General features: G+C 44.6%; 25 protein-coding genes and 1 pseudogene. 8 read left to right on the top strand and 18 right to left on the bottom strand.

Going from position 1 to position 21,772, the window contains the following annotated elements; translation table 11 throughout:
* Positions 1-7: 7 nt before the first annotated feature.
* The gene (locus FD967_RS02065; RefSeq protein ID WP_215326442.1) at positions 8-727 is read left to right on the top strand and encodes a haloacid dehalogenase type II; all 720 of its coding nucleotides are present in this window, start codon (positions 8-10) and stop codon (positions 725-727) included.
* On the opposite strand, the gene FD967_RS02060 is transcribed toward FD967_RS02065, so the two are convergent.
* The 8 genes and pseudogenes from FD967_RS02060 to FD967_RS10765 all read right to left on the bottom strand — a co-directional run.
* Positions 724-1,122, bottom strand: a complete 399-nt coding sequence (locus tag FD967_RS02060) for a VOC family protein (RefSeq protein ID WP_215326441.1) — start codon at positions 1,120-1,122, stop codon at positions 724-726. The genes FD967_RS02065 and FD967_RS02060 overlap by 4 nt on opposite strands.
* A 74-nt stretch (positions 1,123-1,196) precedes the next feature.
* Positions 1,197-1,520, bottom strand: coding sequence for a P-II family nitrogen regulator (locus FD967_RS02055; protein ID WP_215326440.1), 324 nt, complete (start codon positions 1,518-1,520; stop codon positions 1,197-1,199).
* Positions 1,517-4,612, bottom strand: a complete 3,096-nt coding sequence (locus FD967_RS02050) for an efflux RND transporter permease subunit (RefSeq protein ID WP_215326439.1) — start codon at positions 4,610-4,612, stop codon at positions 1,517-1,519. Before FD967_RS02050 ends, FD967_RS02055 begins: the two co-directional genes overlap by 4 nt.
* A 5-nt stretch (positions 4,613-4,617) precedes the next feature.
* The gene (locus FD967_RS02045) at positions 4,618-5,964 is read right to left on the bottom strand and encodes an efflux RND transporter periplasmic adaptor subunit (RefSeq protein WP_215326438.1); all 1,347 of its coding nucleotides are present in this window, start codon (positions 5,962-5,964) and stop codon (positions 4,618-4,620) included.
* Entirely contained in the window at positions 5,961-7,226 is a 1,266-nt protein-coding gene (locus FD967_RS02040; RefSeq protein ID WP_215326437.1) for a TolC family protein, read from the bottom strand. The genes FD967_RS02045 and FD967_RS02040 overlap by 4 nt, the downstream gene beginning before the upstream one ends.
* Positions 7,227-7,541: 315 nt before the next feature.
* A complete protein-coding gene (locus tag FD967_RS02035) occupies positions 7,542-7,874 on the bottom strand; it encodes a hypothetical protein (protein WP_215326435.1) in 333 nt (110 codons plus the stop codon).
* Between the two features lie 156 nt (positions 7,875-8,030).
* Positions 8,031-8,540 carry a universal stress protein gene (locus tag FD967_RS10770; protein WP_256441881.1) on the bottom strand — a complete coding sequence of 170 codons (510 nt, stop codon included), beginning with the start codon at positions 8,538-8,540 and terminating at the stop codon, positions 8,031-8,033.
* 90 nt (positions 8,541-8,630) lie between these two features.
* Positions 8,631-9,302, bottom strand: a pseudogene (locus FD967_RS10765) (TerC family protein); the annotation flags it as partial.
* A gap of 119 nt (positions 9,303-9,421) precedes the next feature.
* Between FD967_RS10765 and FD967_RS02025 the strand changes: the two are divergent.
* Genes FD967_RS02025 through FD967_RS02015 form a run of 3 tightly spaced genes read left to right on the top strand, consistent with a single transcriptional unit; the run spans position 9,422 to position 12,141 of the window.
* Positions 9,422-10,294: a LysR family transcriptional regulator gene (locus tag FD967_RS02025; protein WP_371819308.1), complete on the top strand. Its 873-nt coding sequence runs from the start codon at positions 9,422-9,424 to the stop codon at positions 10,292-10,294.
* A gap of 3 nt (positions 10,295-10,297) precedes the next feature.
* Positions 10,298-11,266 carry a sodium-dependent bicarbonate transport family permease gene (locus FD967_RS02020; protein ID WP_215326433.1) on the top strand — a complete coding sequence of 323 codons (969 nt, stop codon included), beginning with the start codon at positions 10,298-10,300 and terminating at the stop codon, positions 11,264-11,266.
* A 32-nt stretch (positions 11,267-11,298) separates the two neighbouring features.
* Entirely contained in the window at positions 11,299-12,141 is an 843-nt protein-coding gene (locus FD967_RS02015) for a DUF6671 family protein (RefSeq protein WP_215326432.1), read from the top strand.
* A 43-nt stretch (positions 12,142-12,184) separates the two neighbouring features.
* On the opposite strand, the gene FD967_RS02010 is transcribed toward FD967_RS02015, so the two are convergent.
* From FD967_RS02010 to FD967_RS01995, 4 genes are all read right to left on the bottom strand, one after another.
* On the bottom strand, positions 12,185-12,709 hold the full coding sequence (locus FD967_RS02010) for a phasin family protein (RefSeq protein ID WP_215326431.1): 525 nt from the start codon (positions 12,707-12,709) through the stop codon (positions 12,185-12,187).
* Between the two features lie 146 nt (positions 12,710-12,855).
* The gene (locus FD967_RS02005) at positions 12,856-13,674 is read right to left on the bottom strand and encodes a peptidyl-prolyl cis-trans isomerase (RefSeq protein WP_215326430.1); all 819 of its coding nucleotides are present in this window, start codon (positions 13,672-13,674) and stop codon (positions 12,856-12,858) included.
* Between the two features lie 49 nt (positions 13,675-13,723).
* Positions 13,724-14,029: a hypothetical protein gene (locus FD967_RS02000; protein ID WP_215326429.1), complete on the bottom strand. Its 306-nt coding sequence runs from the start codon at positions 14,027-14,029 to the stop codon at positions 13,724-13,726.
* Between the two features lie 31 nt (positions 14,030-14,060).
* Positions 14,061-14,834 (bottom strand): sulfite exporter TauE/SafE family protein, encoded by a 774-nt coding sequence (locus FD967_RS01995; RefSeq protein ID WP_215326428.1) that lies wholly within the window; start codon positions 14,832-14,834, stop codon positions 14,061-14,063.
* Between the two features lie 111 nt (positions 14,835-14,945).
* Between FD967_RS01995 and FD967_RS01990 the strand changes: the two genes are divergently transcribed.
* From FD967_RS01990 to FD967_RS01980, 3 genes are read left to right on the top strand one after another with little or no spacing between them, the layout of a single operon-like run.
* The gene (locus FD967_RS01990) at positions 14,946-15,476 is read left to right on the top strand and encodes a GNAT family N-acetyltransferase (RefSeq protein ID WP_215326427.1); all 531 of its coding nucleotides are present in this window, start codon (positions 14,946-14,948) and stop codon (positions 15,474-15,476) included.
* Positions 15,473-16,015, top strand: a complete 543-nt coding sequence (locus FD967_RS01985) for an isochorismatase family protein (protein WP_251369073.1) — start codon at positions 15,473-15,475, stop codon at positions 16,013-16,015. The genes FD967_RS01990 and FD967_RS01985 overlap by 4 nt, the downstream gene beginning before the upstream one ends.
* Positions 16,016-16,073: 58 nt before the next feature.
* Positions 16,074-16,292: a hypothetical protein gene (locus tag FD967_RS01980; RefSeq protein ID WP_046329638.1), complete on the top strand. Its 219-nt coding sequence runs from the start codon at positions 16,074-16,076 to the stop codon at positions 16,290-16,292.
* 6 nt (positions 16,293-16,298) lie between these two features.
* Here the strand turns inward: FD967_RS01980 and FD967_RS01975 are convergent, their stop codons facing one another.
* Together FD967_RS01975 and FD967_RS01970 are read right to left on the bottom strand one after the other, a co-directional pair.
* The gene (locus tag FD967_RS01975; RefSeq protein ID WP_215326425.1) at positions 16,299-16,601 is read right to left on the bottom strand and encodes a 4a-hydroxytetrahydrobiopterin dehydratase; all 303 of its coding nucleotides are present in this window, start codon (positions 16,599-16,601) and stop codon (positions 16,299-16,301) included.
* Positions 16,594-17,328, bottom strand: a complete 735-nt coding sequence (locus FD967_RS01970) for a pseudouridine synthase (protein ID WP_215326424.1) — start codon at positions 17,326-17,328, stop codon at positions 16,594-16,596. The genes FD967_RS01975 and FD967_RS01970 overlap by 8 nt, the downstream gene beginning before the upstream one ends.
* A 100-nt stretch (positions 17,329-17,428) precedes the next feature.
* Here FD967_RS01970 and FD967_RS01965 point away from each other — a divergent pair, with 100 nt between their 5' ends.
* Positions 17,429-17,968 (top strand): DUF2889 domain-containing protein, encoded by a 540-nt coding sequence (locus FD967_RS01965; protein WP_215326423.1) that lies wholly within the window; start codon positions 17,429-17,431, stop codon positions 17,966-17,968.
* 6 nt (positions 17,969-17,974) lie between these two features.
* Here FD967_RS01965 and FD967_RS01960 read toward each other — a convergent pair whose 3' ends face one another.
* From FD967_RS01960 to msrP, 4 genes are all read right to left on the bottom strand, one after another.
* On the bottom strand, positions 17,975-18,745 hold the full coding sequence (locus FD967_RS01960; RefSeq protein ID WP_215326422.1) for an SDR family NAD(P)-dependent oxidoreductase: 771 nt from the start codon (positions 18,743-18,745) through the stop codon (positions 17,975-17,977).
* Positions 18,746-19,035: 290 nt separating this feature from the next.
* Entirely contained in the window at positions 19,036-19,980 is a 945-nt protein-coding gene (locus FD967_RS01955) for an MBL fold metallo-hydrolase (protein ID WP_215326421.1), read from the bottom strand.
* A 68-nt stretch (positions 19,981-20,048) separates the two neighbouring features.
* Positions 20,049-20,636, bottom strand: coding sequence for a sulfite oxidase heme-binding subunit YedZ (locus FD967_RS01950; protein ID WP_215326420.1), 588 nt, complete (start codon positions 20,634-20,636; stop codon positions 20,049-20,051).
* A gap of 23 nt (positions 20,637-20,659) precedes the next feature.
* Complete coding sequence (gene msrP, locus FD967_RS01945; RefSeq protein ID WP_215326419.1) at positions 20,660-21,622, bottom strand: protein-methionine-sulfoxide reductase catalytic subunit MsrP; 963 nt, start codon at positions 21,620-21,622, stop codon at positions 20,660-20,662.
* Positions 21,623-21,772 lie beyond the last annotated feature (150 nt).

Raw genomic sequence — 21,772 nt, 5'->3', positions numbered from 1 at the left:
CTTCCTCATGAATAAAGCACCTAAGGTACTGGCATTTGATGTATTCGGCACAGTGGTTGACTGGCATGGCTCCATAGCCGCTGAGGTCACCCGCCTTGGACTTCTAGTTGATCCCGATGCCTTTGCTACAGCCTGGCGGCAAGGTTACAGGCCAGCTATGGCTCGGGTTCGCTCTGGTGAATTGCCGTGGACAAAAATTGATGATCTCCATCACATGATCCTGATTGATGTTCTCAAGGCCTTTAAAGTCAGCTCTTTATCTGAAAATCAAATACAGCATCTCAACCTCGTTTGGCATCGACTCAATCCTTGGCCTGAGGCTGTCGAAGGTCTACATCAGCTAAAAAGTCAGTTCACGATCGTCACTCTCTCAAATGGCAATATGGGCTTATTAGCTGATATGGCAAAAAATGCGGGCTTACCTTGGGACTTAATTCTTTCGGCTGAAGTTTTCCGTCACTACAAACCAGACCCCGAAACCTATTTGGGCGTAGCAGATATCTTCAATCTCTCCGCAGAAGAAGTGATGCTGGTTGCGGCACACAAGGATGATCTCGAGGCTGCTCACGCCTGTGGATTACAAACAGCCTTTATTGAGCGCCCATTAGAGTTTGGCAAAAATCACTTACGAAATGATCTGCATGTGGAGCAATTTACCAACTACCATGCAAAAGACTTTCTGGATCTTGCGCGCCAGTTAGGCGTATCAGATCCAGATCAACACTAGACGTATTCAGCAACCTCTACCAGATTATTGTCTGGGTCACGTAAGTAGACAGAACGAATGGGCCCAAGGGCACCTCGTCTTGGCACAGGCCCAACATCAATAGCGACAGCATGCTTATGAAGATGCGCGATAAAGTCATCTAGGGGAATTGCTGAAATCAAACAAAAATCTCCCGAACCAATCGTGGGCACTTTAGCCTTTGTAGGCGTCTCAGTATCTTTATCCTGAAGATTGATTTTTAACTGTCCAAAACGCAATGAATAACGCGGCTGCCCTTCTGGACCAGTAAAAAACTCGCGCTCAAAACCCAATGCTTTTTCATACCACTGAGTAGTGACCTCAATATCAGTTACAGTCAAAACAATGTGATCAATACGATCGATGATATTTTTCAAAACAATCTCCAAGATGATTGGCAATAATTTAGTAATTTACCCAAAACATCATACCGAAGAATTACAGGGCTTACCTAGACAGAAGTCTTAGAAATAAAGAAGGCCTTCGGAACCTCAGTGCACCAAACAACACCGTCCCCTACCTGGCCTGTTTGGCAGATAGTCACGATACGGTCCATCAGGACTTCTGCAACCTCATCGTTACAAACAATTTCAATCTTCACTTTTGCCGAGTAGTCTGTTAACTCATCTTTAATGTTGAATTTGGCTGTGCGATTGGGAGCGCTACAGCCCTCAACCTTACTCACAGTCATCCCTGGAAAGCCTGGGGTTTCTAGTAATGCTGTTCGAAGAGCAGCTAACTTATTTGGGCGAATAACCGCCTTCACTTCCATCATGCTTCCACCTCTTTATCTTCAAACCATCTATATAAAACTGGGAGTACTAGTAATGTTAATGCGGTTGAGGTAATCAGACCTGAGATCACCACGGCTGCTAGCGGGCGCGTTACTTCAGAGCCTGGGCCGCCAGAAAATAGCATTGGTACCAAAGCCAACATAGCAACTGAAGCAGTCATCATGACTGGCCTAAAGCGATGACCACAACCATGCAATAGCGCATCTTCCATGGAGTAACCATCTTCACGTAATTGCTTAATGAATGAGATTAGCACCACACCATTTAGAACCGCAATACCCCAGAGGTTAATAAACCCAACCGCAGCTGGCACAGAGAGATACTCACCAGATATAAATAAACCAAATACACCACCAATCGAGGCAAATGGTAAAACCAAAATAATCAATCCAGCCAGGCGCAATGACTTAAAGAGCATGAAGAGCAGGAAATAGATCGCCAAAATTGTTAACGGAATAATGATCATTAGACGCGCCATTGCCCGTTGCATATTTTCAAACTGGCCGCCCCACTGCAGTGAATAGCCTTGTGGAAGTTCAACTTGCTTGGCAATCAGCTCCTGCGCCTCTTTAACAAAACCACCTAGATCTCGCCCATCAACGTTCACACCTACAACTAGGCGCCGCTTACCAGACTCTCGAGAAATTTGCGCCGGGCCATCAACAAGAGCAATATCCGCTAGGTCGCGCAATAGCACCTGTGCGCCATCTGGAGAATGCAAAATAATATTGCTGATTGCATCTACATTGTCTCGGTAAGGGGCTGGATAACGCAATTGCAAGGGAAATCTTCTCTCACCCTCATACACAATGCTGGCTTGCTTGCCGCCAATAGCAGTTTCAATCACATCATTTACATCAGAAACATTAATACCATAGCGGGCAATTGCATCACGGTTAATAATAATGTTTAAGTAATTTTGACCAGAAGCCTGCTCTATACGCAAGTCATTACTACCTTTCATTTTGGTCAGGATCTGACTGATTTGGCCGCCTAGCTTTTGCAGGGTAACTAGATCATCACCAAAAATTTTGATAGCCACCTGTGAGCGAACTCCAGAGACCATCTCATCAACACGTGCTGCGATGGGCTGGGAAATAGAGAGCTCAATACCCGGCAAAGTTTTTAGCTTGTCACGAATTTGCTGGGCAATCTCTTCCTGGCTAAACTTGCGATCGCCTATAGGCTTCAGGGTCACGATCGGATCGGATTCATTAGGCTGACCCGGATCTGCGGGAGACTCGCCTTTACCTAAACGAGATACTGCCATCTTCACATCTGGAATGGTCATGATGCGTTTGATCGCCTCAAACTCCAGCTTAATCGATTCATCTAAGGAAATATTCGGGGCACGGATGATGACTGGTGTAATCGAACCTTCCTGCATCACTGGAATAAATGCTTTTCCAAGCAAGGTAAATCCGATGATGCTAGCGACCAACCCCATCAAGGATCTTTTAACGACTAACTTGGGATTGGCAAGACACCAATGCAACCACCGCTCATACGGTGCGCGCAAACGAGCCACAATTTTTGTGTCATCCTCACTTCCGCCTTTCAGAACATAAGAGCACAAGACTGGTGACAAGGTGAATGAAAGAATGAGTGAGATGGTTAATGCGATGGCAATCGTAATCGCCATCGGTGCAAACATTTTTCCTTCCATACCCTCCAAGGAAAGAAGTGGCATGAAAACCAAAATAATGATGCCAACACCAAATAACACTGGCGTACCAACCTCAGTAGCGGCCTCTAAAATAATACGAATCTTCGACTCGCCCATTTTGAGTCTTTCGCCTAACTTGGCAAAGGTATTTTCTACTACCACTACAGATCCATCCACCATAATGCCGATCGCAATTGCAAGACCTCCAAGGGACATCAGGTTGGCAGAGATGCCATACCGATTCATCACCAAGAAGGTTAATAGCGGCGTCAAAATTAAAGTCGCCACCACAATGAGCGAGGAGCGAACATCGCCTAAGAATAAAAACAGCAGAATGACTACCAGAATGACACCTTCAATCAACACCTTAGCGACATTAAACATCGCCGCATTGACAAGATCTGTACGATCATAAAACGGCACAATTTGGAGTCCATCAGGCAATAACTTGCCCTCATTAATCTCAGCTACTTTGAGCTTGATACGATTCACTACCTCGCGCGCGTTACCACCACGGATCATTTGAATGATGCCAGCAACACTCTCGGTATAGCCGTTCTTAATAGCAGCGCCCTGCCGAATTTCGCTGCCAATAGTCACTTCAGCCACGTTCTTTACATAAACCGGAATACCCTTTACTTCCTTGAGAATGATTTTTCCAATATCTTCGGGTTTGGTAATAAGGCCCACACCACGAATGAGATAGCGCTCTGCATAAGTAGGCAACTGTCCACCACCGGAGTTTGCATTGTTTCTGGCAAGTGCCTCATAAATGTCTCGGAGACCCACTTGATAGTGACGTAATCTTTCAGGATTTACCAAGACCTGATACTCGCGAGCGTATCCACCTTGCGTATTAATCTCAGCAACACCAGAAATTGAGCGCAACATCGGACGCACCACCCAATCCTGAATTGTTCGACGCTCCTCAAGCTCCTCAACTGTCAACTGCCTATCGCCATCGGAAGGATGATCGAGCGTGTATTGATAGATTTCTCCTAAACCAGTCGACGGTGGTGCCATTACAGGAGTGATACCGACGGGCATTGCAGAAGCCACCTCAATCAAACGCTCTGTAACCAGCTGCCTTGCAAAGTAGAGATCCGTCTTTTCCGTAAATACCAATGTAATCACTGAGAGGCCATTACGATTAAGTGAGCGCATCTCAGTTAAGCCGGGCAAGCCCGTCATACTTAACTCAATCGGCACTGTTACGAAACGCTCAACCTCTTCTGGAGATCGGCCTGGGGCCTCCGCTGCAATCTGAATCTGAACGTTAGTCACATCGGGGAATGCATCGACCGATAGTCGTTTTGTTGCCAGTAAGCCTGCAACAAATAACACCAGTGCAATGATGACAACTAATAAACGCTGTTGTAATGAGAGGCGAACAATTTTTTCAATCATCGTGACTAACCACCACTTAACTGTCTCTTGCGTTCAGTATTTAAATGGAAGGCCCCATTGATGGCGATTTCCTGACCATCCTTCAGACCGGAGATGACTGGGCGATAACCTTTACCCTCAGGGCCCAATTTAACTGTGACCATCCGATAGGTGTCCTCATCCTCACGTATAAAGACATGATCATGGTTATCTTCACGGATCACTGCGCTAGATGGAACTAGTAAGCGCTCTGTAGGCTGACTCTCAATCATCATGGTTGCTAACATGCCCGGCTTGATGAGACCATCTTTATTGGGCACTTCCATTCTGACGACTACTGTGCGTGTTTGCGGGTTGACGATCGAATCCACGTGGGCAACAACGCCCTCAATTGATGAGCCTCTTAAGGCAGGAATAACCAGAGTTACTTTCTGACCCTTATGAATGAGATAGGCATTACTTTCCGGAATCTCCGAGACAGCCCAAAGGGAACTCAGATCAGCAACAGTGAATAAAGCATCAGCCGGCTGAACCACTTGCCCCTTATTAATTTTGCGCTCAACAATTTCGCCAGGGATAGTTGCAATGACATTATTGATTGACTCAATCACACCTGATTTCGCCAAACGATCAATGCTGGGTTGATCCATTCCCTGAACGCGTAATTGGTCATTGGTGGCTCGAAACTCTGCCTTTGCACTGCTAGCTTCAGCCTCGCGCCTTTGCAGTTCTGCTAAAGCAATCACATCCTCTTTATATAGAATTCTGGCACGATTAGCGGCTTGATCGGCCAGCTGACTAGCGCTCTTTGCCTTCAAGTAAGACAGTTGAGATTGCGTCAATTCGGTAGAAGTAATCTTCGCTAAAATATCGCCCTGCTTAACACGCTGTCCTGGGATTGCCAAAATATCGGATACACGACCTGTGACGTTTGCGCCAATGCGCGACAGAAATAGTTCATTAAAATCAATTCGTCCAGACGCACGCAGTTCCTCAACAAAAGATCCAGTGTTAATACGCCCATTCGTAATCATATTACGCAGGTCTTGATTGACAATAACTATATTGGGATCTTGGACAGATTTAATCCTCGGGCTACGATCAAACACATTAAAGTAATTCAGAATGATCAAAAATAAACAAAACCACGGAAGATAAAAAAGACTTTTCTGCGCCCACTGAGGGCTCTTATCGTATTGCTGAGCTACCCGTGGCACGTGGGCGCTAAACCACTCATGAGTCAATACATATAGATCATGCTGGGTTTTGATAACAACAGCGATCCATTCCTGAACATAGACTTTTGCAATCGCCAAGTATTGGGTATACCAAGCCTTTAACTGATCCATCATTACTGTGAACTTTTGCTTCATTGCTTTCCACTTTCAATCTTTGCAATCCACTCTGGGCTTGCCCTTAAACGCTGAATTTCCGTAAGGACAGAAGCCAAATCAAAACGAGCCTTAATTAAATCATTGCGAGCCACTCTGAATGTTCTTTGCGCATCCAAATACTCGAGCATGCCACGCTCACCATACCGATAAGAAACTTCAGCAATCCGCCTTGCACTCGAAGCTAACTGAACAACCTCTTGATCTAATATTTTTACTTGATAGCTCGTCATTTGGTAAAGCTTATAAGCGGTTTCTAATTGCTGTTCAAGACTTTGACTTTGGGCATTCAATTGATTCTTAGCTCTAGAAGCATTGGCCTCTGCCTCCGCTATCTGACCGCCCTTAAAATCCCAAATAGGAATGCTTACGACCAAGCCATACAGTCGGTCTGTGAAGTTGGGGTCGTTGTATTGCTGAGCCTTAATAGAGAGTCGAGGTAAGCGAGAATTTTGCTCAAAACTGAGCTTTGACTCAGTTGCCTCAACCTCTGCTTTTGCCCTCTGCAACTCAGGGCTTTGCGCATGCAGCTCATTGAGTAATATTGGTAAAGGGGGTAATGGCTCTATCTTCAGGGCTTGCGAAACAACCTCATAGTCAGGTGGCAAGCTATGCCCCACCACCTGCCTAAGCTGACCCTTGGCCTGCTCAACCCTGAGCTTGCTAGATTCAGCATTAATTTGCGCATTCAGAAATTCAGTTTGCGCCCGGATCAATTCAAATCGAGCGGTATCGCCGACGTCATAACGAATTTGCATGCGATCTCGAATTTGCTTTGTCAGACTCAAATCTTCTTCGGCAGCTTTTAGTTCTGCATCGCGACGCATTAATTCATAGAAACGCTGCTGTACTCTTGAAATCATTTCGATTTCAAAAGCGATACGGGTAGCCTCTGCAGCGCGGACATTGGCCTCGGCAGCATTTACTCTAGGGTAGCGGGAATAGGGCATATCCAAAGGCTGAGTCACTGACCACGACGAGACATTGCCAGTGGTTAATGGGCCAGATACCGACCTCTGTTGTCCAGTATTCATTTCAAAGTCAGGATTTGGAATCGCGCGAGCCGAAGAGAGTTGCCCCTGAATTGCTTTTGATTGATCCCGCGCCGCCAACACCTGGGGACTCGACTCCAATGCAATCCCAATCAGTTCGTTGATCGTCAGCGGCTTTTGAACTTGCGCACTGACTCCGCCTATCAATAGGAAATAAATCAGGAGTATCGGCGGGAGCCTAATGGCACTCATTACGAGACTTTGAGAAAATAAATGAGATCTTTGATTATCTCGCTCCACTGGATCGAAAGTAGTCAAAATTCCCAAAATTAGGGATCCAAGCCTGTTTTTGGGCAGATAAACTAAGGATTGGGGCTGCAAGTTCAAAAGATAACCATTTATAAAGATTTAAATGGTCTTGCCTTGATATTGACTCACCTTTATACCGGACCCAAAGGTCGAATTGACGATAAAAAGGACTCAGATAGCTGAGCAGGCTACTCCCCACATGTTCAGGAGACATTAGATCATACTTATGGCGAATCAATTGCATTGGGAATAATTCACTCATATGTAGACATGTTTTGAAAATCGGCCATATTGCTGGCTTTTGTGAAACGCCTTTTGCACCAGTTTGTATATTTTCTTAAGGCACATCTCAAGGGCTATGCGCTTATCTCTCGCAGTCATGCTGACCTCGATTTGATGATGATCAAATGTCTCCAAGCTAACTACGCAATTTTGATTGCAATGAGTCTTTGCAGCAGAAATTGCTGAATAGCGAATCTGAATTTTTCGCACCATCCATAAAAGTGGTTTTAAAGAAAATTTCACGCGATTTTCTGTGAAGACTTTTAATTCTGGTTCGACTTCTTCCTTAGCTTCTAAGATCAAATTCATTGCTATCTCCTTTGTTAAACACCAGCACAGAATAGACTGATTTTCTTTCCTAATAAAGAAGAATTTAATTGAATTTATTTCAGTATTTAACTGAATATTTTTTAGATAAAAAAATGCCCTCAAGAAGAGGGCAAAAAGAGAACAGCAGGATTAAAACTAATCGATCACTACAGCCATTAGGGCTGTTGCTGCACCAGCACCGAGAGCTGGAATACCCCAACGCTCAAGAACAGGTAAGGAGCTGCCCGTTACCACCTCTACCGGAATATTACTGATTTCTAGTAGCTTGGCGGTAGTAGAGTTTTCAAATAAACGACTTAGAGAATTCTTCTTCGAAGTGCCAACCACAATGCGATTACATTCCAGTCGCATAGCCTCATCACGAATGGCAGTGCCCGCGTCTCCGCAGACGTAGGTGAAGGTAAAGTTTAGGCCCTGCTTTTCGAGATAAGCAGATGCCGATGCGGAAGCCAGAGCTGCCCGCTCAGCATGCCACTCATTAATTGTTTGCTTGCTCAAAAATTTTCCGATGTGGCGATACAAAGTAGGCTGCACATTGCACAGGTGAAAATGTGCATTAGGATCTTGACCATAAGTCTTTACTGCATGTTTTACTGCCATCTCTGAGTTTTTTGAACCGTCTACTGGAATCAGAATTGTATTCATGTTGCTTTCTCCAAAATGAGTGGACTGCTGTGATGAAACAAGATTTGCAGACTTCGGAATGACCACCGAAGGAGCAATGACATCTTCAAGCGCACGCCTACTTCTAATAAAGCCGCTAGTTAAAACACCTAATACAACTACTACTTGAATGACGTATTCCAAAGCTGGACTCTGAGTTGTAAGCCACTCTTGAGAGATAGGCTCAGAAATCATCATTTTTGCAGCCGTCCAAGCAAGGACACCAGCACCTAAGTAAGTCACAGAAGGGAAGCGCTCAACGAGTTTGAGTATTTGAGTTGAACCCCAAATAACGACCGGAATACTAATGAGCAACCCCAATACGACGAGTACATAACTACCGTGTGATGCACCCGCTACCGCGAGTACGTTATCTAGACCCATGATGGCATCTGCAATCACAATGGTTTTCATTGCACCCCAAAAGGTAGTGGAAGCATTGCCATGCTCATCATTCTCTTGCTCTGGATTGAGCAGGCGATACGCAATCCACACTAACAACAAGCCGCCTATCAACATCAAACCAGGAATCTTCAATAAATAGACCACCACCAGTGTCATGGCACTTCTGACTGCAATTGCACCAACAGCACCCCAGATGATCGCTTTTTTCTGCAGATGTGCTGGTAGATTCCTCGCGGCCATTGCAATGACAATCGCGTTATCACCCGCAAGCACCAAGTCAATGACAATAATTGCCAGCAATGCCGAAAAGAACTCCGGGCTAAATAGTTCCAATTTCATCTCCTCTAAAAATCATCCATGAATTCCATGGATTTCTATGGGGTTAATTTAGGCGTATTTGCTTTAAGTTAAAAGCAGATATATATTGATAGTAATTTCGTAAAAAACTGACAATTAAAATGCTCTATAACTACCGCCACCTTTACTATTTTTGGGTAGTAGCCAAAGAAGGCAGCATGTCTAGGGCCGCCGAACGTCTCAATATCGCAATTCAGACGATTAGTGCCCAAGTTCACGAATTAGAGAAATCACTCGGTTATCTCCTATTTAAGCCGGCTGGTCGCGGCATTACTCTCACTGAATCTGGATTTGCAGCTCTAGAAATTGCCGATCAGATTTTTCTCCTAGGAGAGCAACTGCCTGAGGCAGTAAGAGAGGCTGCAAGCTCCCGCAAAATCAAAATTACCGTTGGCGTCTCTGATGGACTTCCCAAGCTCGTAACTCGGCAATTGCTAGCACCGATTCTAGAGAAGGATGGTGTACAACTCATTGCACACGAGGGTGAGTTTGAAGACCTCCTGGCTGATCTAGCTTTGCATCGATTAGATATCGTGCTTGCGGATAGGCCTGCTCCAGCCAACAAAAATCTTCACGTCTACAGCGAAGAATTGATGAAGTCAGCAATTGCTTGGTTTGGCCCCAAGAAACTACTGAAGCAATCCAAAAAACCATTTCCAGAATGTCTTAATGAGTTACCTATCCTACTGCCTACCTCTCATTCCAAGGTTAGGCACTTGATTGATCAATGGTTTGCTGAAAACGGGATCAACCCCAACATTACGGGGGAGTTTGAGGACAGCGCCCTCTTAAAAACGTTTGCGGCCAGCGGCCTTGGAGTGTTTCCAGCAGGAGAGAGCATCAGGAAAGATTTACAAGACACTTATCACATTGAAATGATTGGTAAATGCGAGCATGTTTACGAATATTTTTATGCCATTCGCTCAGAGAAGAAAATTCAGCATCCGCTCGTAGAAGCCATTATTAGACGTTAAACCATGGCAAATTTCCTAGACCCAGCAATTCTCTTTTTTCTATTTGGCGCATTTGCTGGCGCTGTTAAATCTAACCTGGAAATTCCTCCCCCAATAGCTCGCTTTCTTTCGCTCTACCTCTTGATGGCCTTAGGTCTTAAGGGAGGGTTTGCCTTACATAAGTCAGGCTTCACAACAGAAATCGCACTCTCGCTGGGCCTTGCTATCTTTTTAGCTATCTTGATTCCTATCATTGGCTACCAAATCCTCAGAACTAAGCTCAATACGTTTGATGCGGCAGCTATAGCTGCTACCTATGGCTCCGTCAGTGCAGTTACATTTATTACGGCCACCCAATACTTAGATCAATTTAATATCAGTTATGGGGGTCATATGGCAGCAGCAATGGCCCTCATGGAGTCCCCAGCGATCATCTTGGCAATTGTTTTGGCAAACAATGCGCGAGCTGCGCACGCGAAACAAACTCAAACAGGACTTCAACAAACGGGTATCTCAAAAATCCTGCATGAGTCATTCACCGATGGTGCACAGCTTCTACTTCTGGGCTCAATGGTAGTTGGCCTCGTGAGCGGAGATGCCGGCCAAAAACTCATGGCGCCATTTTCTATTGATCTCTTCAAGGGGATGCTGGCATTTTTTCTATTAGATATGGGTCTAATGGCAGCTAGAAATATAAAAGGTTTGTATGGCAAACCCCCTATCACCCTGATCTACGCCATTGCTTCCCCGCTCTCACATGCTCTGATTGCATTAGCACTCTGCAAGCTGATTGGCCTTCCGCTTGGTAATACGATTTTATTGATGGTGCTTGCGTCAAGTGCTTCTTACATTGCCGTACCAGCAGTTTTACGACATGCATTACCAGAGGTGAACCCAGCCCTCTATATGGGCATGTCTCTAGGCATCACCTTTCCATTTAATATTATTTTGGGTATCCCTCTTTATGCCATGATTGCAAAATTGGTAATGTAGTAAATCCATGAGTCCTACTATGAGATATGCAAATGGGTATTTATTTCAATAGAACAGCAAGCGTTTTAACAAAACATGGCAAAGAGCATGTGTTGAGTGCAGTCTTGCAGCCCGCTACCGGGATGGAAATAAAACATACTGCGGCTTACGATACTGATTTACTGGGAACTTTTACTTTGGAAACACCCAGGTATGGCAGCCAGCTCGATGCCGTAAGAAAGAAAGCTCAGATCGGTATGGAGCTGATCGGTACAGATTTAGGTCTAGCAAGCGAAGGAGCGTTTAGTGCCGACCCATTTACGGGGATGCTGGCGTGGAATAGTGAACTAGTCATTCTGATTGACTCAAAACTACAATTAGAAATTACGGGGTTTTATAGCGCTCCTGCACAAAACAATCATACCTATGTAAAACATTGGGAGGAGTTAGAGCAATTTGCGCATACTGCGCTTTTTCCATCCCATCTTTTGGTGATTAAGCCTACGGATCAATACCATCCACAATCAATCAAGGATATTGGCAATATCAAGCAACTTAAGGATGCCTTTGAATGGGCCTCAGCGCACTCTTCAAAAGGGATTGTTTATGTTGAAAATGATCTCAGAGCCTTTGCCAATCCTACGCGCATGGATCATATTCGGCTCGCAACTCTCGATCTTGCAAACAAGCTCAATTCTTTATGCCCAGCATGCCAGAAACCAGGCTATTGGATCAAGGACATTCAGCGCGGCTTACCCTGTAATGCCTGTGGCATGCCCACTAATCAAGAGATCACAAAAATATGGGGATGCCTCAAATGTGAACATCGAGATGTTAAGGGCATCAAGACATTAAAATTTGCAAACCCATCTTTCTGCAATCACTGTAACCCGTAATCTACTGCCTAGATTTTTCTAGATTTTGTATGGATTGTTTTACCTACTTCTTGTTTTGCTTCACTACAGTACTACTCTTCTCAAAGTTTGAAAATGAATCTGTCATAGCCGCGCGAATCAGATCAAAATTCTCAAGCGCATTATTAAAAGAGGTTTTAAATATCGAGGTGTATGGCTCAGCACCCGCAGGAGAATTTTGTGTTGCCTCATTCACAAAATGAATTAAGTCATGTTGCGACTCTTTAATCATTGCCTCGGCAATTCTTGCTAACTCTTTATTTCCGCTAGCTAAGGCCTGAAAAAGTTGGGATTGATACTCGGCCACCTCTTTCGCAGCATCTTGTAATACCTCAGCATGTACATAATCAAATGTCGCCTTAGGGTCCTGCGTTTTCATGAGCTCGGCTACTTTAGCTTGCATTCGAGAGGAGAGCTCTTGAGCAGCGCGTTGATTTAATTGAGCAATCTCCTGAGCGCTTGTTAGTGCCACTTGGCCAGCCGCCTGAGCAGCCTTCATACCCTTGGCTTGATTTGCCATTACATTCAAATCAAATGGATTCTTACTCATGCACATCTCCTTAGTTCAATTAGCAATTTATTCAATCTACTCCTGAATGCAATGCATTGAGATAGAGAAATACCACTAGAGACAGGCAGAAACATAAAAGGGCGCTTAAGCGCCCTTTTTGGTGTGGCAAGCTGACTTACCCTAGTTTAGCGTACGACGATATTCGCACCCTGACGCAACTGGGAGAGAAATTCAAACTGTTTCTTCTGCATTAAGCCATTACGAATAGCTACTTTAGCTTGATCATAAGTTGGGGGCTTACTAGATTTTTTGTCTTCCAACTTAACTAAATACCACCCCTGAGGCATCTGAATCGGAGTAGGAGAAACCTGCCCCTTAGATAAGACTGTGAGAACGGCAGCAATCTGTGGCAAAGTTTGCCCGGCCTGCACCCAGCCTACAGCCCCACCTTGAACCTTATTGGGTGCGAGTGAAATACTCTTAGCCACCTTATCAAAAGACTCACCCTTCTTAATTCTCGTTAGGGCAGCTTGTGCATCAGCCTCAGTAGCAACAGCAATATCACTTACCTTGTATTCCACAATCATCCCTTGTGGACCCAAAGAATTAATTTCACGGTTGTACTCCGCTTGCACGTCAGCATCACTCACTGGATTTTTAGACATGTAAGTAGACAACTCCAATTCTGCTAAATAATTTTGCCGAATCAAGGCCAACTGACTATTGGCTCTGTCAGAGTTAGCAAGTCCATCTTTCTCGGCCTGCTGAGACAGCAGTGAAATTTCAATCATTTTTCCCAAGACCGCATTACGAAGCTCTGGAGAGTCTTTTTGACCTTGGGATAAAGCCACTTGAATACCCCGCTCAACCATATCGTTAGAAATCACTATCCCATTAACAGAAGCAGCAGCATTAATCGGTAGTGCATTCTGAGAATATGCGGCTGTTGAAAGGCCTAAAGCTATCACAAGGCTTACAAGATAAGAAATGGAAATGGATTTCATGAATTACTCTTTTCTAAAGTATAGAAACAATATTAACAGCTTGCGATCACTAAAAATTCAAGGTCGTAGGGATTGGCTCAAACGGCGCAGCCGATTCAGTAGCCTGCGCCTCAGCCTGCTGCTCACCATCTGGATTTTTGATATAGCGAGCATCAAAAGGTACATTCGGACGCTGACTGATAAAGGGGGATGTTGTAAAAACTGGGCCTGCAGGGGTCTCTATGGGTGCAATAGGCTGGCTATTGAATTCCTGGATTTGCGAAGAAGTATAGGGCGAAAAAGTCTGCGCAAGAGACGTGGTTGAGAATGCAAAACTAAAAGTGATGCCGAAAATGAAGCTGACTTTTAGCCGCACAGAATTTTCTAAGATAGTTTTTGGATAATACTCAGGCATATAAGCCATCAGCAATTAATTTGATACTAGCTATCAGTAAGAAAAACTGCACAATGATGTAATACCATTTGACCGAAATCTTATTAGCTAAATAAAACCCGCAATAGACGCCTACCGGCACTAAGGGAAGCAGTAGGATTGAAGTAGCTAGTTGCTTAAAGTTTAGTAAATCAAGATAAGCATATGGAACTAACTTCCCAAAATTGATGAAAGTAAAAAATATCCCCAAGGTTGAGGTGTATACGATTGGCAAAACTTTTTCCCTTAACATATAAACCGTGATTGGCGGGCCGCCTATATGGGCAATAAAAGAAGTAAAGCCCGATACTCCGCCCATCAATCTTCCAAGCCATGGTGAGGGCTTAGACTGCTTCAGATCTAAGCGTGACATGACTAGACTTTGAACTAAAAACAGCAGAGTAAAGATACCGATTGAGAGAGATAGAATTTGGGGGGTAATGGCAGAGAAAAATAGGTAACCCAAAAGCATGCCGAATGCAGCGGGTAATAAAATCAGCTTTAATATTCTCCAGTCGGCATTTCTAAAAAATCGCTGCAATCCCACCAAATCAATTGCAATCAGGAGTGGCAAAAGAATGGCTAAAGCTTCATGAATACTTGACTGACTTGCCATCAGCGGCAATGAAAGCACTCCTAGGCCAGCACCGAACCCACTTTTAGAAATACCCACAATAATCACGCTAATCGCCGCAAATACAAAAAAGGCTAAGGAGTGGTCGTTAAAGGCCTGAAACAAAGAAATCATGGAAAGTTTGCTAAATACGTAATCAGTAGAAATTCATTTTAGGGCTAAAAGCTTTTAGCAAGGTCTTAAAAAAGGTATCCTGAAGCAAACAGGCTTACCAATTGATAGCTCATGAATATACCTAACCCATTTACCAACAAGGTCTATGCACTTGGTGATGGGAGTCACTACCAGATTCGTCCTATCCAAGCGAATGATCGAGAGCGAATCATTGAGCTATTCAATCATCTTTCGCCAGAAAGTCGCTATCTCCGATTTGCCCACGCAATCTCCAAACTTCCAGATGACTTTCTTGATGATATCTTGCATTTGGACTATAAAAAAGAAATGGCATTGCTTGCGGTAATGACAAGCCACAAAGGTACTGAGGAGATTACTGGAATTGCACGCTATGCGACACCGCCCAATCAAAATACTTGTGAGTTCTCCTTGAGCGTAAGTGATAGCCACACTTCACATGGTGTTGGCACACATTTGATGCTGAATCTCATTGAACATGCCAAAAAGAATGGATTGCAAGAAATGATTGGATATGTTTTGAGAAAAAATTCTAGAATGCTTCAGCTTGTCTCTGATCTGGGCTTTCAGATTCTTAACCAGGATGATGACCCTGACTTTAAAACTGTGAGTCTGCCACTGTGAACCAATCAAACCAAATCCACTCAGAAAATTCAATCCTCATCTTGATCGATTTACAGGGGCGCCTGATGCCTGCGATTGATCAAGGTGAGGTAGTACTCAAGCAATGTATTCGCGCGGCTCAAATTGCCCAACTACTCGAAATTCCAATTATTGGCACAGAGCAAAGTCCGAGCAGCTTAGGAAGTAATCTCGATTCAATTCAGTCTTTTTGCAGTAAAACGATTCAGAAGGAGCATTTCAATGCCTGCGCTGACGGCCTGACTGCTGCGATTCCTGATAATCGACAACAGTGCATTCTGATGGGATGCGAAACCCACGTTTGCTTAATGCAAACAGCACTTCAACTCATCAATGAGAGCTACGATGTTTCCGTAGTGGTTGATGGAGTGGGCTCACGCCGAGCACTCGATAAGCAAATTGCGCTTGATCGACTCAGTATTTCTGGAGCACGACTGATTACTGTTGAGATGCTTGGATTTGAGTGGTTAAAGACAGCTCAAAATCCCGTCTTCAAAGAAGTTCTTGCGCTACTCAAATAATAGGGCTGGGCTTGCGAGTCTTTATTTGCTATTCTGCAGCATCACTTAAAGGATTTTTATGACGAACGACACTCAAACCCAAAACGACGAAGATTTTGATTACGGGTGCGAATGCGCCATGACACTCTTAAATGAGCCAACAGAAGATTGCCTCAATGATCTGATTGATGAGCTTGATGAAGATGGCATGATCGCTACCGAAGTAGTTTATGGTCTTTTAGCAACCATCCTCATGAGTATCACCTCCGAGGATGAGGATGATGAGGAAGTACAGTAAAACGAACTAAGCCAAGATTTTCAGGGCGAACTGATCCATGGCAATCGCCATGGTGATATCTAGCTCAGTCAAGGCCCCCAGAGAATGGGTACTCAATCGCACTGATACCTTATTCCAAGCATTTGACCAGTCTGGGTGATGATCTAACTCCTCAGCGAAGTCCGCACACAGTGTCATGAACTCAAAGGCACTCTTAAAGTCCTTAAATACAAATACCCGCTCGAGCTCTTGAGCATTCCGACACACCTGCCACTCAGGTAAAACTGTTGCAAAGTCAAAATCCTTAGCAAGTAGATTGGGTTTAGACAATGGGAGCTCCTACACTCTGAGATAGTTTCTGTAAATCATCTGGGTACAGCCAGCGCCACTCACCCTCAGCTAAATCTGCTGGCATGATGTATTGTCCGATTTCGGTACGGTGCAGCCTAGCAACATGATTGCCTACTGCAGCCATCATTCGTTTCACCTGATGATAGCGCCCCTCAACAATAGTCATTGCTAAAATATTTTCCCCAAGCTGCTGGCATGCTGTAGCAAAACAGGGCTTTGGATCATCATCCAATACAACACCTGTTAGCAAATGATCAATCTGCTTTTGGCTAATGGGCTCAGGAGTAGTGATCTCATATACCTTGCCGATGTTTTTCTTTGGCGTGGTCATCTTATGAATAAACTGGCCGTCATCCGAAATCAAAATTAAGCCAGTAGTATCAAAGTCTAGACGTCCGACACATTGCAAGCCTCGCTCTACAAAAGGTTTAGGCAACAAACTGTAGACGCTTGGATGATGCGTGGTTTTGTGGGAGCACTCATAGTTTGGCGGCTTGTTAAAAGCGATATAGGCTTTTTCGTGAAACTCCCAATCTTTGCCATCTACATTGAGTATTAATCCTTCGGTAGCTATACGCTCGTCTGGATCATCGGCTAGAACACCATTGACCTTGACTAGGTCGGCATGGACTAAATCGCTGCAATAGCGCCTAGTCCCAAAGCCTTGACTAAATAGTATTTTTTCGAGAGCAATTGGTTTGGCCATACCTTGCCGAGAATACTACAAAGCTGCTCTCAGGGTCACCGTGGAATGAAGCCGTTATGATGGCTGCATATTGCCTCTCAGCTTCTTACTGACTACTCCCATGCTCTCAACCCCAGCACTCAGAAATCCTCTCCATACCCGTGAAATTACTTTTCAGGGCTACGCTCGAGAAGATGGCCTGTGGGACATTGAAGCGCATTTACGAGATTTTAAATTTCAGCCATTTACCACCGGTGGAAAAACCTGGGAGCCAGGCCAAGCTTTCCACGATATGTGGGTTCGCATTACTGTCAATACTGAATTAGTAATTCAAGCAATTGAAGTAGCCATGGACAGCCACCCCCACCCAGAATGCCCGCAAGTGATCCCTCCAATGGATGCGCTGATTGGAGCTCGCATTGGTAAGGGTTGGCGCAAAACTATTAACGAACATCTTGGAGGCATTAAGGGATGCACTCATTTACGAGAACTGCTCAGCAATATTGCTACCGCCGCGTTTCAGTCTATTCCAGGGGCACTATTTGACCCGGATGACAACAAACCACCACTCTATTTGGGAACCTGTAAATCTTGGGATTTCGACGGTCCAGTAGTGATGCGCATCTACCCCAAGTTTTACAAATGGAAACCTACAATTTAGGTTTTATTACAACTCACCCCGGTGAACACTAAAACCATTGAAAGACTGTTGTACTGGCATTAGCTCAACCAAATTAATATTCATATGACTTGGCAAGTTGGCAGACCAATAAATAGCCTCTGCCACGTCATCTGCACTTAATGCCTTCACGCCGGTATAGACCTTACCAGCCTTACTATCATCACCTTTAAAGCGCACATTCGAAAACTCAGTTCCAGAAGACATCCCTGGCTCAACGCAAGTAACGCGTACTGGCGTGCCAATTAAATCCGCCCTGAGATTTAAACTAAATTGCTGAACAAAGGCTTTAGTGCCACCGTAAACGTTGCCACCCGGATAGGGATAATGTGCCGCTACTGAGCCTATATTAATCACATGGCCACACTTGCGCTCTACCATTCCCGGCAAAAAGGCACGCGTCATATGCACTAACCCCTTGATATTGGTATCAATCATCCGATCCCAATCCGTAAGCAAAGCCTGATGCGCCGGCTCAAGCCCTAAAGCCAATCCAGCGTTGTTAACCAACACTGTCACCTTGGCAAACTCGGCTGGTAGTGTGGCTGCGAGCCCATCAACCTTTGCGCTATCGCAAACATCAACAGCTAAAGTGAGTAATTTTTTCTGCTGCTCTACTGGCAGGGATGCTTGTAAAGCTTCTAGGCGCTCGACTCTTCTGCCTAAAGCGATCACTTGATGGCCATGCGCCAAAAACCGCCTCGCAGCTGCCTCTCCAAAGCCGGCAGTAGCGCCGGTGACTAAAACTGTATGTTCCATATTGATCTACTTATTTTTTCTAATTGACTGAACTATTTATATTACTGCGTATATGAGATTGTTGCGTATTTTTACTCATCTCCTGATTTTAGTGGGATTAATAGGTCATGCTTGCGCTGATGAAAGCAAGTTCTCTGGAGGTTTATTCAATCTAGAGAAAGCATCCGATGAATACCATGGTGTCCCATCGCCTTAATCAAAATTTTTATTCTCGGTAGATACCAGCAAAGTTATCCTGTCTACGACTAGTCCGTTGATGGAAAACTGTCATTTAATTTCTGACGAATACTTTAGTCTTGATTGATTAAAAAATCGTTCTCGATGACTGCCGCTTTCGATTTCACTAAAGCCTCTACCAACCAAACTTGAAAATCTTCACTGCTCATATTGAGCTGCTTGCGAATACTTTCCAATACAGGCGTACCTGCAATCCACTGATTAGTCTCTGCTAGCTTTCGTCTACGCCATTCCAATAGCTTGTACTTCAGGAGTACCTTGGCGCCATGACGTGCATTGCGGTCAGCATCACTTGAGAGGTAATCGAGGCGGGATTTTGCGATCTCAATCGACTTACTGACATCCGTAAAAGGCTTGCCATGTCCAGGAATAACCAAGGCAACGGCAAGTCCTTCAATTAACTCTAAGGTCTGTGCTACTTCTTCAAAGCCACCCTCACCCCAAAGCTCAGGAAAGATAACTCCAAAGCCCTCCTCCCATAGCGCATCGGCAGAGATCAAGATTTGATGCTGCTCTTGGTACAACATAATTGAATGGTTATCATGGCCTGGAGCAGCCAGAATTTGCCAGCGATAAGATCCTAAGATAATTTCTTCGCCAGGCACAAGAAGGGTATGGTGTGTGAAGCGTGGGCACTCTTGCCCCAATTGCTGAAAGCTCAGCAAATCCTCATTCCAATCTCGTACTGAGATTGCCTCTGCTTCTGGTATCCATATCTCGCAGTCAAAAACTTTTGATAAAGCCGCGTTACCACCACAATGATCGGAATGTAGGTGGGTGTTAACTACTTTATTCAAGTTTTTTAAGTCATGCTGCTTAAGGGCATTAGTAACTAGATCAATAGTCATCTGCTGGTGTGCACAGTACCCACTATCAACCAGCGATATATCTTCCTCACCGAAGAGCAATACATTGTTGGCCGACAACCACCCGCGCTCGAAAATTTCTATTCCGGGTGGAATCAGGTAATTACCGATACGCTTTTCAAATGCCTTCATTTTTCTGCGCAGTGATTTCAAGCTTTTGAATATTGGAGTGAAGCAACTGGGTCATCGGCGGATTATCCTTAAATGATAGGTCGCCTGCCCAAAAGCTTGCGAATATAGGGAATCCTACAACATAACAGCACTAACAAAACCACTGCGTAGATTGTGACGGTATCTAAATCATTCTTACCTGCCTTGTGCCACCAATAGTGGAGAATTGCAGTACAGGCAATCAGATAAATGAGTCGATGCAAGAGTGCCCAGCGACGACCCAGTTTTCTTTGAGCCCAATGGGTAGAGGTCAGCGCTAGTGGAAATAGCAAAACTAGGCTAATAAAACCCATCGTAATAAAGGGTCGCTTTACTACGTCTTTGAGCATCTCTATTAGATCAAAATCCTGATCTAGCCAAAGCCAGATTACAAAATGCAGTGATGCGTAAAAGAAACTCAATAGGCCCAACATTCTGCGATACCGAATCCACATCGTTGAATTCGTTAACAAACGCAATGGCGTCATCGCCAGTGTCAAACACAAGAAGACTAGCGCCCACGTTCCTGTTGAGCGCGTAATGAACTCAATCGGATTCGCGCCCAGACCATCATGAAACCCCAACCAAATCAAACGATCTAGCGGCAATAAGGCCAATAGGAAGATCAGTAGCTTCATCCAACTTTACTTATCGTGTTGTATTAATAGAATTTCTTCAAATCCATTCCGGTATACATACTCGCCACTTGATCACCATACCCATTAAACATTTGGGTTTTGATCTTGGGAGCAAAGCCACCTTTAGAGTCGCCGATACGACGCTCAGTCGCCTGACTCCAGCGGGGGTGATCCACCAAAGGATTGACATTGGAATAAAACCCATACTCACGCGCATCAAACTGGCTCCAGCTAGTCTTAGGCATTTCTTCTGTCAAACGAATTGCTACAATCGACTTCGCGCTTTTAAAGCCATACTTCCAGGGCACCATGACTCGGACCGGGGCGCCATTTTGCTTTGGTAGTGTCTCTCCATACAGACCAAAAGTTAGCAGAGTCAGTGGGTTCATGGCCTCATCCAAGCGTAGACCTTCTCGATAAGGCCAATCGATAATCTGACTCTTCAGGCCCGGCATTTGCTTACGATCAGCTAAGGCAATAAATTCAACATACTTCGCAGAACCTAAAGGCTGAACCTGATTCAGTAATTTGGATAGAGAGTAACCGTCCCAAGGAATGACCATAGACCAACCCTCAACGCAGCGCATACGATAAATACGCTCTTCCATCGGAGCAAGCTTTAGCAAGGCATCTATATCCAAAGTCATTGGTTTCTTAACCAAACCATCGATCGTTACAGTCCATGGCCGAGTTTGCAAACTGTGGGCATAAGCAGCGGGATCTGATTTATCCGTTCCAAACTCATAGAAGTTGTTATAGCCAGTGACATACTGATAACTAGTTGGTTCATCTTTCAAAACAAAGTTTGGGTTTGGTGTAGCAATTAACTTTTGAGCGTTGCTGGCAAGTGCTTCCCGCGAGAACCAGGGTGCGAGTGCTAGACCAAAGGCTCCGGCCGCAGCATTCTTTATTAAGTCACGACGTCCCTCAAAGACCGCTTTAGGGGTAATTTCCTGGGAAAGCCGCTTTTGCTCATGTTTGGACATATCAAAGTCTCCTCAATGGATTTAATCTAATAGTGACAATAGGCCTTATTCTCCTATGCCTACCAATTTATTGCTGAGCTACGGCATTAACCCAAAAGGTGGACAAGAAAAAAGGGCAAACCAAGCGGCTTGCCCTTTTTATGAAACGAA

The organism is Polynucleobacter sp. JS-Mosq-20-D10 (genome assembly GCF_018687755.1).
Lineage (GTDB): Bacteria > Pseudomonadota > Gammaproteobacteria > Burkholderiales > Burkholderiaceae > Polynucleobacter.
This window is presented reverse-complemented; position numbering and strand designations above follow the sequence as displayed.

Coding starts and splice junctions, on each gene's coding strand:
- msrP (WP_215326419.1), bottom strand. CDS start 21,622: ATGTCCAAACATGAGCAAAAGCGGCTTTCCCAGGAAATTACCCCTAAA.
- FD967_RS01955 (WP_215326421.1), bottom strand. CDS start 19,980: ATGAAGGCATTTGAAAAGCGTATCGGTAATTACCTGATTCCACCCGGA.
- FD967_RS02050 (WP_215326439.1), bottom strand. CDS start 4,612: ATGATTGAAAAAATTGTTCGCCTCTCATTACAACAGCGTTTATTAGTT.
- FD967_RS02045 (WP_215326438.1), bottom strand. CDS start 5,964: ATGAAGCAAAAGTTCACAGTAATGATGGATCAGTTAAAGGCTTGGTAT.
- FD967_RS02005 (WP_215326430.1), bottom strand. CDS start 13,674: ATGAAATCCATTTCCATTTCTTATCTTGTAAGCCTTGTGATAGCTTTA.
- FD967_RS01960 (WP_215326422.1), bottom strand. CDS start 18,745: ATGGAACATACAGTTTTAGTCACCGGCGCTACTGCCGGCTTTGGAGAG.
- FD967_RS01980 (WP_046329638.1), top strand. CDS start 16,074: ATGACGAACGACACTCAAACCCAAAACGACGAAGATTTTGATTACGGG.
- FD967_RS10770 (WP_256441881.1), bottom strand. CDS start 8,540: ATGAATACAATTCTGATTCCAGTAGACGGTTCAAAAAACTCAGAGATG.
- FD967_RS02015 (WP_215326432.1), top strand. CDS start 11,299: ATGGGTATTTATTTCAATAGAACAGCAAGCGTTTTAACAAAACATGGC.
- FD967_RS02025 (WP_371819308.1), top strand. CDS start 9,422: ATGCTCTATAACTACCGCCACCTTTACTATTTTTGGGTAGTAGCCAAA.
- FD967_RS02020 (WP_215326433.1), top strand. CDS start 10,298: ATGGCAAATTTCCTAGACCCAGCAATTCTCTTTTTTCTATTTGGCGCA.
- FD967_RS02040 (WP_215326437.1), bottom strand. CDS start 7,226: ATGAGTGCCATTAGGCTCCCGCCGATACTCCTGATTTATTTCCTATTG.
- FD967_RS01965 (WP_215326423.1), top strand. CDS start 17,429: ATGCTCTCAACCCCAGCACTCAGAAATCCTCTCCATACCCGTGAAATT.
- FD967_RS02010 (WP_215326431.1), bottom strand. CDS start 12,709: ATGAGTAAGAATCCATTTGATTTGAATGTAATGGCAAATCAAGCCAAG.
- FD967_RS02065 (WP_215326442.1), top strand. CDS start 8: ATGAATAAAGCACCTAAGGTACTGGCATTTGATGTATTCGGCACAGTG.
- FD967_RS02035 (WP_215326435.1), bottom strand. CDS start 7,874: ATGAATTTGATCTTAGAAGCTAAGGAAGAAGTCGAACCAGAATTAAAA.
- FD967_RS01990 (WP_215326427.1), top strand. CDS start 14,946: ATGAATATACCTAACCCATTTACCAACAAGGTCTATGCACTTGGTGAT.
- FD967_RS02055 (WP_215326440.1), bottom strand. CDS start 1,520: ATGATGGAAGTGAAGGCGGTTATTCGCCCAAATAAGTTAGCTGCTCTT.
- FD967_RS01970 (WP_215326424.1), bottom strand. CDS start 17,328: ATGGCCAAACCAATTGCTCTCGAAAAAATACTATTTAGTCAAGGCTTT.
- FD967_RS01950 (WP_215326420.1), bottom strand. CDS start 20,636: ATGAAGCTACTGATCTTCCTATTGGCCTTATTGCCGCTAGATCGTTTG.
- FD967_RS01995 (WP_215326428.1), bottom strand. CDS start 14,834: ATGATTTCTTTGTTTCAGGCCTTTAACGACCACTCCTTAGCCTTTTTT.